This window comes from Actinomyces succiniciruminis (assembly GCF_900002405.1).
Classification (GTDB): domain Bacteria; phylum Actinomycetota; class Actinomycetes; order Actinomycetales; family Actinomycetaceae; genus Actinomyces; species Actinomyces succiniciruminis.
On sequence record NZ_LK995525.1, the window covers coordinates 66355 to 75242 of the forward strand.

General features: G+C 64.9%; 7 protein-coding genes. 2 read left to right on the plus strand and 5 right to left on the minus strand.

Annotation, left to right across the window (positions count from 1 at the left end; translation table 11 throughout):
- Window positions 1–7: 7 nt before the first annotated feature.
- The 3 genes from BN1056_RS10455 to BN1056_RS10465 form a co-directional block, all read right to left on the minus strand.
- On the minus strand, window positions 8–709 hold the full coding sequence (locus BN1056_RS10455; RefSeq protein WP_210580992.1) for an ABC transporter ATP-binding protein: 702 nt from the start codon (window positions 707–709) through the stop codon (window positions 8–10).
- A 1-nt stretch (window position 710) separates the two neighbouring features.
- Window positions 711–1955, minus strand: a complete 1245-nt coding sequence (locus tag BN1056_RS10460) for a hypothetical protein (RefSeq protein WP_210580994.1) — start codon at window positions 1953–1955, stop codon at window positions 711–713.
- Window positions 1956–2065: 110 nt separating this feature from the next.
- Complete coding sequence (locus tag BN1056_RS10465) at window positions 2066–3052, minus strand: hypothetical protein (RefSeq protein ID WP_210580996.1); 987 nt, start codon at window positions 3050–3052, stop codon at window positions 2066–2068.
- A gap of 666 nt (window positions 3053–3718) precedes the next feature.
- Between BN1056_RS10465 and BN1056_RS10470 the strand changes: the two genes are divergently transcribed.
- Together BN1056_RS10470 and BN1056_RS10475 are read left to right on the plus strand one after the other, a co-directional pair.
- The gene (locus BN1056_RS10470; protein WP_210580998.1) at window positions 3719–4486 is read left to right on the plus strand and encodes a DUF2189 domain-containing protein; all 768 of its coding nucleotides are present in this window, start codon (window positions 3719–3721) and stop codon (window positions 4484–4486) included.
- A 195-nt stretch (window positions 4487–4681) separates the two neighbouring features.
- Window positions 4682–6085, plus strand: coding sequence for a sodium:proton antiporter (locus BN1056_RS10475; RefSeq protein WP_210581000.1), 1404 nt, complete (start codon window positions 4682–4684; stop codon window positions 6083–6085).
- Between the two features lie 81 nt (window positions 6086–6166).
- Here BN1056_RS10475 and BN1056_RS10480 read toward each other — a convergent pair whose 3' ends face one another.
- On the minus strand, window positions 6167–8077 hold the full coding sequence (locus tag BN1056_RS10480; protein ID WP_210581002.1) for a subtype A tannase: 1911 nt from the start codon (window positions 8075–8077) through the stop codon (window positions 6167–6169).
- Between the two features lie 109 nt (window positions 8078–8186).
- Window positions 8187–8888 (minus strand): DUF3097 family protein (locus BN1056_RS10485; RefSeq protein WP_210581004.1); only part of this gene is annotated, 702 nt, incomplete at its 5' end.

An 8888-nucleotide genomic window follows, 5' to 3' on the forward strand; every position in this document is an offset into this window, starting at 1 on the left:
ACTGGGACTATCGGGTGGTGTAGGGCTGGAGGTCAACGGTGCCGGAGCAGGTGGCGATGACGGTTTCGTCATGGCTGGCCACGATGATCGTCTTCCCTCGATCCCGCAGTTCCTTCAGTAGATCGAGCACTGCGTCCCGGTTGGTGCTGTCCAGAGAGCCGGTGGGTTCGTCTGCCAGGATGATGTCGCAGGGCTTGAGTAGCAGCCGCGCGATAGCGGTGCGCTGCTGCTCGCCCCCGGAAAGGGTGTAGACCTTGCGCGATTCGAAGCCGGGAAGGCCCACTGCGGCCAGAGCCTCGGATATGAGGTCGGCCTTGGCCCGGCCCTCGTTGTCGGCGTAGGTGAGGGCTAGGCGCAGATTGCTCTCGACCGACTCATGGTCGATCAGTGCGTAGTTCTGAAACAAGTAGCCGAGGTGGTAGCGGATGAAACGGTTGGCGGCGCGGGTGCGGGGCCGAGGCGAAGGGGAGCCATTCAGGAGGACGGCACCGCTTCCGGGTGATTCCAGCAGACCGAGGATGTTGAGTAGTGTCGACTTGCCCGACCCCGATGGGCCGGTGACGGCGAACATCTGCCCGGCGCCGACGGTGAACGAGATGTCGTTCAGGACCCGGTGCTTGCCATAGGCCTTGTCGAGGTTGCGAACATCGACGGCCACGCTGTTCTGCGCGCCGCTCGGCGCGGTCTGAGTGCTTGTTACGGATGACATCTCACAGTTCCTTCAATCGTCTCGTCAGGCTTACCCGCTCGGTGGCCAGCGCGGTGAGGGCTCCGATCCCGGCCTCAATCGCCGCGGCGGCGCCTAAGATGGCCGTCACCAGCAGGAGTCCCTGAGCACCGAGCGCGCCAAAGGTGTACTGCAACGGGTGAAGGTACGGCAGCGGAAGACCGAGAGACTTGAGTGCTCCCAGAACGGTCGCGAATACGAGGGCGACTAACCAGCTGCATCCTGACACGCGGAACAGTCCGGAGTAAGTCCGGGGCAACGATGCGCCGTGCAGCCTGTGAACGGCAATCGCGCGGTACTGCGAGTTGAAGTAGATGACTGTTGCGGAGGTGCCGAGCAGAACCACCAGTACGAACAGTGAGGAACCCGTCGTCACAGCGTCCCAGAACATCTCGCGCTCACCGAGCGCGAGCTCGAAGCGCTGGGCGTCACTCGTGGTGACCAGGTGGGTGAAATTGTCGTCAAGGCTGAGCTCCTGGAGGGTGGGGAGCAGTCTCTCGTATGTGGACTCCGGATCCCCATCGGTAAAGATCTTGAGAGCGGTGTCGGGATCGCCGGTAATCGAGTTCAGCCTGTCGCCGGCGAGGCTGTTGGAAGGCGTCATGATCTCGATGATGGGGTCGCGTACCGTGTTCCCCGATTCGGGGGAGATCTTGGAGTTGAACGTGAACACGTCCTGTCCGGGTGCGGTCCAGACAATGATGACGTCCTGTTCGTGTAGATCCTCCGGCACGGGTAGGCCCATGCGCTCATCGGCCTGAATAACGCCTTCTACTTCGGGGGTCCCGTTGCGAGACACATAGTAGGTCCGGCGGATGTGCTCCTCCTGGCTTTTGAGAGTTGAGGGGGCGGCGACGATCCAGGAGTCCTCGGAGGGGTCGATTTCTAATGGTTGTCCGTCCTCTGCGTATACCGGGTAGCGTGCCAAGTAGTTCAGATTCACGGTCAGTGACTGCGTCATCGGGTCGTCGGGCTGTGGGTAATCTGGCTCGTAGTTGAACGATTCTATGTACAACGCTCCTGCCTGATCCACCATGGGATACAGGTCGCGCGCTACGGTCACTTCGGTGGTGTAATCACCGGAATCGATATCCTGCTCGTTGTCGCCCACATAATAGGGGAAGAGCACTCCGTAATCATCTGTGTCTCCCCAAGCGGACAGGTGCTGGCGCTCGTCACGCGAGTCGAGAATCGACGCGGACGCCTGGGCGATGACAATAATCAGCATCGTGGTTATCAGTGTTTTTACCGCTAATGACAGTAAAAGCGGGGTTGAATGGGGTGACATCGGTTCTCTCTGAGGGTGTGCTTATATTCTTCCGGGTGCGGGGTGGTGTGTTAGAGGCGCCCTTTAACGAGATCTGACACCTTGAACCTGCTTATCGTCGCCATGCCGACGCCGTAGGTGACCAGCAGAACGGCGGCGGATGCTAACATGTATCGCAGAAACATGGTGTGAACCAGAATTCCACTCATCTCGGGAACTGTTAACGCGAGAACAATGGTGACGGCGAGTCCCGCCCCGAGTGTTATTAGTGTGGGTCTACCGGTGGTGGTGTACCAAATACGATTGTTGGGATAGCCGTGCAACGATAGTACTCCGAGTTGCCTGCCCGCGCGTGTCACCGTGGCGGGGATCAGCGCGGCGGCGATCAGTGTCAATAGGTAGGGCGCGTACAAGAAGAACCTGGATGCAGTCGTTCGTAGCTTGGCGCTGGCGATTTCGGACGGATCCACCGGGTTCAAGTCGGCGGGTTTGTACTCCTCTCCGCTCATGTCTGTGAGTGCACCGGCAATGAGCTGAAGGAACTCGTCCCGAGCATCTCGCGTAGGAGCCTCGACGGTGTAAGTGCCCTCGGCTGGCAGCCTGTTATAGGCGGTCTCGAGAGGCTCGACGCTGAGGTCGTATCGCCCCGCTACAACATTCGGCACGCCCACCACTCCGGGGTTGGTCGGTTCTATGGTGGTGGCGGTCTCGCCGTGCCGCAGGCCGGATGCGGAGGGCCAGTTGCCACGGCTCAGCTCGATGATGTCGAACAGTTGCGTGTCTCGGCCGCCCAAGTAAACATAGTAGTGGATATGCCTGCGATCGCGCCCGGAGGAATCGATCGATACTCTCAGGACGTTGACTCCGGACTCCGCTGCGGCTGTAGTAAGTGTTTCGAGTGCGTCGTCGGGCTCGGCGAGGTTGCGAGCTGCGGGCCAATTAAAGCGTGTGCCCAGCTGCTCCGCGGCGTGCAAGTGTTGCTGCTCCTGATTGTGTGCGTAGTCGACTGCGGTCGATATCGGCACTAAGGCCAATATGACAGTCAGGAGGATGTGCAAAGACGCTCTCATGGTTCTTGTCAAATGCTGTGTTGTATTGTGTTCTCCGTGCTGGCATGGAGTTGGCCCGGCGGCCGTGGTAGTGCATTCGTCGACCGCCGGGCGGCTCCGTTGGCGACCTGTCTGTCAGTATGTGTAGCAGGTCGGCTTGGTGTTGCTGGAGTTGACTGAAGCCAGTGCCGTTTTTCCGGCATCTACGGTGCTTGTTCTGGTCGTGTTCCCCATTTTGGCGGTGGCGCTGGTGCGTGTTGGCCCGGTGCGCATTGTTGCTCCTCAGGAATCTTACTTCGTGGCTGATTCAGGGTGTGCTCGATCCATTCGTGGAACACGTCGAGGCATGCATGAGCGTAGACATGCCGGATGTGGTTGTCAACACAATAGTGTGGTGAGTGACATGTTACTCGCGTTGTGTGTCGCCTCGTATCGCTTGACGCACCCTTGGAGAAGGCGCGTGGACACTGACACGTCGTTCCTCGAGGGCGATGTCGTGTGGATCGACCTCTCGCCGGTCGTCGGTGGGGAGCGGAGCGGCAGACGGCCGATCGCTACTGGAGCACCTTGTGATCCGCCAGTCGTAGCGGCGGACGCTTGACGCCTCCGCCGGCGTGGCGGCCTCCACAGTATTTCGGCGGGACATACAAGGTGTCGATTTGGCATCCTGGAGTCATGAGCACAGGTATGCCCAGTTACGGAGCACCCCAGAACAACGGATATGGAAACACCGGCCAGGGATACGGCTATGGCGCGTCGCAGCCTGGCGCCTCCGGGCCGTACGGTTCCATGCCCCCGGTTCAGCCCACCCTCACGATTGGTGACGGCCTGTCCTGGGCGTGGTCCCGCATCACCGACAACCCCGTGGTCCTGCTGGTCGGCTTCGGCATCTGGACGATCCTCACCGGCCTCGGTGCGCAGGCGAGCTACACGGTCGACGGCGTCGAGCACACCTACGGCCTGGGAATCCCCGGCGGCAACATCATCTCCCTGGCCGCCATGCTGATCGGGCCCATCGCCATGGCGCATGTGGGGCTGCTGACATCCTCCGGTCGCAAGGCGCGCTTCGCCGACTTCTTCACCTTCCCGAACTTCCTGCAGGGCTTCCTTGCCATGCTCCTCTCGGGCCTGGCCACCGTGATCGGCTCCATCTTCCTGATCGTCCCCGGCATCATCCTGTACTACCTGTTCACCTTCGTCAGGTACGCGGCCGTCGAGTACCACCTGAACGCGATCGCCGCCATGCGCCACTCGATGCGCCTACTGTCGGCCAACGTCGGCGTGCTGCTGCCTTTCGCATTGATCGGTTTCCTCCTGCTCGTCGCCGGAACCGCCACCGTCATCGGTTGGATCGTCACCGTTCCCCTGGTGGCCCTGATGACCACCTACGCATACGTGCGCGTCCAGGGACGGGACGTGGCCCGCTACCCGAGCCAGGGCTGACCCGCGTCGACGACGGTGGGCGGCGACGTCGTCGCCCCTCACCGGCGTCGGAGCCCGACGTGCTTCCGGTCACCTTGTGCCCGGGACACGCCGATGTCTCGCGATATGGGACGGATGTCGTCATAGGGTGAAGCTAGCGTCGTCGCATCTTTGATGGGGCGACGAGCACGCCTGCCCCGAACTGAGGAGTCTCACGTGGAGTTGCAGTGGTGGTCCATACTGCCCTTCGTCGTCATGCTGGCATCGATCGCGGTCCTGCCGCTCGTGCCGGCGACGTCCCATTGGTGGGAGAAGAACTCCCACCAACTGCTGGTCGCCCTGGTCCTGGGACTGCCCGTCGCGGTCTGGATGCTGGTGGCCATTGGCTGGGAGCCCGTATTCGCCTCCGTGGTGGAGTACATCCAGTTCATCTCCCTGCTTTTGGCGCTGTTCGTCGTCTCCGGTGGCATCTTCCTGAAGGGTGACATTCAGGCGACCCCGCGCAACAACACCATCTTCCTGGCGATAGGCGCGCTGCTGGCCAGCTTCGTCGGCACGACCGGCGCCGCCATGCTGCTGATCCGCCCGCTGCTGAACACCAACCGCGAGCGCGAGTACCGCGTCCACACCGTCCTGTTCACCATCTTCATGGTTGCCAACTGCGGCGGCCTGCTGACCCCGCTTGGTGACCCGCCGCTGTTCCTCGGCTTCCTGCGCGGCGTCCCCTTCACCTGGACCTTCAGCCTCGCCGTCGAGTGGCTGTTCGTCAACGCCATGCTGCTGGCCAGCTACTTCGCCCTGGACTCCTGGTACTACTCGCAGGAGCCCGCCGCCGACATCCTGGCCGACAAGACGGACATCGAGCCCCTCGGCCTGCGCGGCGCCAATAACCTGATCTGGTTCGTGGTCATCATCGCCGCCGTCGCCTTCGCCCCCTCCATCGACGCCGAGGCCATAGAGGAGGGGCACGCCACGCTTATGAACTGGATTCCAGTGCGAGAGATGATCATGCTCGCCGCGGCCGCCGCCTCCTTCAAGTTCGGCGACAAGCGCGCCCGTTTCGAGGATAACCAGTTCGAGTGGGGGCCGATTGCCGAGGTGGCCGCGCTGTTCATCGGCATCTTCCTGACCATGATTCCGGCCCTGCGCTACCTGGATGAAGTCGCCGGCAGCCTGCCGCTGAACGAGATCACCTTCTTCGTGTTCACCGGCGGCCTGTCCTCCCTACTGGACAACGCCCCCACCTACGCCACCTTCTTCGAGATGGCCGGTCAGATCCCTCACCCCGGCGGGGCCACGGTTGCCGGCGTGCCAGAGTTGTACCTGCGCTCCATCTCGCTGGGCGCGGTCCTGTGCGGCGCCCTGACCTACATCGGCAACGGCCCGAACTTCATGGTCAAGTCCGTGGCGGAGGCGCGCGACGTCGAGATGCCGTCCTTCGGCGGCTATATCGGCCGCTCCTTCATGTACCTGGTGCCCGTGCTGGCCGCCATGGTCCTGCTGTTCATCGCCAACCCGCTGTGGGCCAAGCTCCTCGGCGTCGTGCTGGTAGTCGTGCTGCTGGCCAACAATGTCCGGCTGCTGCGCTCCAGCCGCCGCCTGGCGCTGGCGGACGCCTGACGACGGCGCTCCCCGCCGCCGATACGAGCGGACCGGGGCCCGGACACCCGCAGGTGTCCGGGCCCCGGTGTGCCTATCGGGTCAGGAGGTGGCCCGCTCGGTGACCCAGGCGATGAAGTTCTCCTCGCCGGTGCCGGTCAACTCGGCCATGGTGTGCCCCTGACCCCAGACGGTCGCGAAGTCCACCGCCTGGCCGGCCGCCTGCAGCGCCAGTGCCAGGTTCACCTCCACCGTGCTGGCCGTGTCGCCCTGGGTGATGCCGGTGCGGATGCGCCAGGAGGGCGCCACCGTCGACGTGCCGGCACCCTCGTAGGCGGTGGATAGGAAGTACATGGGGTTGTACATGTGCTCGCGGGTGAGCACGTCGACGCCTAGCGCGTCGGTCTGCACAAAGTCCGAGTCGTACTCGGAAGAGCCGTACTCGTCGGACCAGTCGGTCAGGGAGGCGTAGGCGTCCTGGTTGGCGTCGACCACGTCGCGGGAGAGCTTCGAGAAGTGCATCGCCGTCTGCCCGACCCCGAGGACCGTGTTCTCCGTCTGACCGCGGTCGACGCCGTCGAGGGCGCCGACGTCCTTGGTCGCCGCCTTCTGACTGGCGACGAAGCCCTCCAGGCCCGTGATGGTCGCGGTATTGCTCGAGGGGTCGTAGGAGACCCACTCCACATCCTGGTTCAAGGCGGCGATGTAGTCGTCCACCGTCTCATAGGTGACCGACTCGGAGGAGTCTTCGGAGGATCCTCCGGGCGCGCCATCTGTGCTGCCGCCATCGGTCGGGGCGCCGTCGGGGGCCTCAGCATCGCCGGGGGCGCCGGAGGGTAGCCCAGGGGCTTCGCCACCCGCCCCGTCCGGGCCGCCCTCGCCGTCGCCGGGCGCACCGGCTCCGCCCTGGGCCTCCATGCCGGCCATCTCGGTGGAGTTGGGCGTGTAGGGGAACTCGGTGGCGGCCAAGAAGTCGTTCAAGGACTGCTCGACCACCGCGACCATGTGGTTGTAGTAGGTGCCGGCCAGGTACTGCCCGTCCGCGGACTCCTCAAGGGTAAGGGCATTGCCGTCGGCGTCGACCAGCCCCAGGCCGTTGAGGTGGCTGGCGTAGGCGGCGGCCAGATCCTGGGAGTATGCCCGCGTCCAGGTGCCCTCCGCACGGGTGCCGGTGGTGGCGAACTGGCCCATGTTCCACTCGTAGGCGGCGTTGGCGGCGTCCAGGCTGGTGATCGGGCACCAGCACATGGCCCCCGCGATTGCGTCCGACAGTGCCTTGCCGTCGGCGTCCGTGGTGGCGGCGCCGAGCGCCTCCAGGTAGGGGGTGTACAGCGCGGAGTCGCCGGAGGCCCCCATCACCGCGGACTGGGCGCCGCCGCCGGAGTGGCCGAACACGAAGATCTGCTCCGGGTCGCCGGGTAGGGCGGAGGCGTTGTAGCGCAGGTAGCGGACGGCGGCCTTCAGATCGGTCACGCCCCAGGGCGCATTGCCGGGGGCCGCGTCGGTGGTGGAGTCCTTACCGCGCAATCCCGCCTGCACGTAGACGAAGCCGGCCTCCATGTAGGCCGCGACCGTGTCGTAGGAGTACTCGCTGGGAGGCTGCTGGGCCGCGTAGCCGGGGGTGTTGACCGGCAGCACGATTGGCGCCGTCGCCGCCGTCCATTCGCCGACCGCGCCGTCGCCGGCAATCTCGGCGGTGAAGGTGCCGTCGCCGTTGTCGATGGCGGACATGTAGGCGCCGGGCACGAAGACGCCCAGGGTCTCGTAGCTGCTGTCCTGTGGGGAGGCGACGTAGGTCAGGCCCAGCTGGTAGTACACGTCGCCGTCGGCGTCGTAGCTCCATGCCGCCGAGTCGAGAGCCAGCGCGGTGCTGGTGGTGGGGGCGGCCGAGGCCGACTCGCCCGTGGCGCCGCCAGCGCCGCCGGAGTCGTTGGAACAGGCGGCCAGGCCCGCGGCCCCGAGCAGTGCGGCCACCGGCACCGCATGCATGACGGCACGTCGAGAGATATTCATCAGCGGATTCCTTTACGTTGGCATCAGGGATACGCACATCATGCAACCCGGGCAGTCTGGGCATAAGCCGGGAACGACGCTGTGCGCCGCGTGTGAGAACGGTGAACCACTAGCGGGTGCCGGGGGCGGTCACGAAGTCGATCAACTCTTCCATGCGGCCCAGCAGACTCGGCTCCAGATCCTTGTAGGAGCGCACCGTCGCCAGAATCCGCTGCCAGCCGCGGGCGATATCCGCCTGGTCGGCATGCGGCCAGCCCAGTGCCTCCAGGGTGCCGTGCTTGATGTCGGTGCCGCGGGGAATCTCCGGCCAAGCCTGCAGACCCACCCGCTCGGGCCGCACCGCCTGCCACACATCCACATACGGGTGCCCCAGGATCAGCACGTTCTCGCCGCCGGGCATGGCCCGCACCTGCTCGGCTATGCGCGACTCCTTCGAGCCGGGCACCAGGTGGTCCACGAGCACTCCCGCCCGCCGCTGAGACGAGGGGCCGAAGGCGGCCATGACCTCCTCGAGGTTGTCGACGCCGTCCAGCATGAGCACCACCACGCCCTCATGGCGCAGGTCATCACCCCACACCTTCTCCACCAGCTCGGCGTCGTGCTTGCCCTCCACCCAGATGCGCGAGGCCCGCGCCACCCGGGCCCGCTCGCCCTCGACGGCGTAGGAGCCCGAGGCGGTCAGCCTGCGTCCGCCGGCGCTGACCGGACCGGCGGGGGGACGCCTGCGCGGGGCCGGCGGGTCCACGATCACGGGCCGGCCCTCCAGCCAGAAGCCCGGCCCGAGTGGGAAGGCGCGCTGCACGCCCCGCCT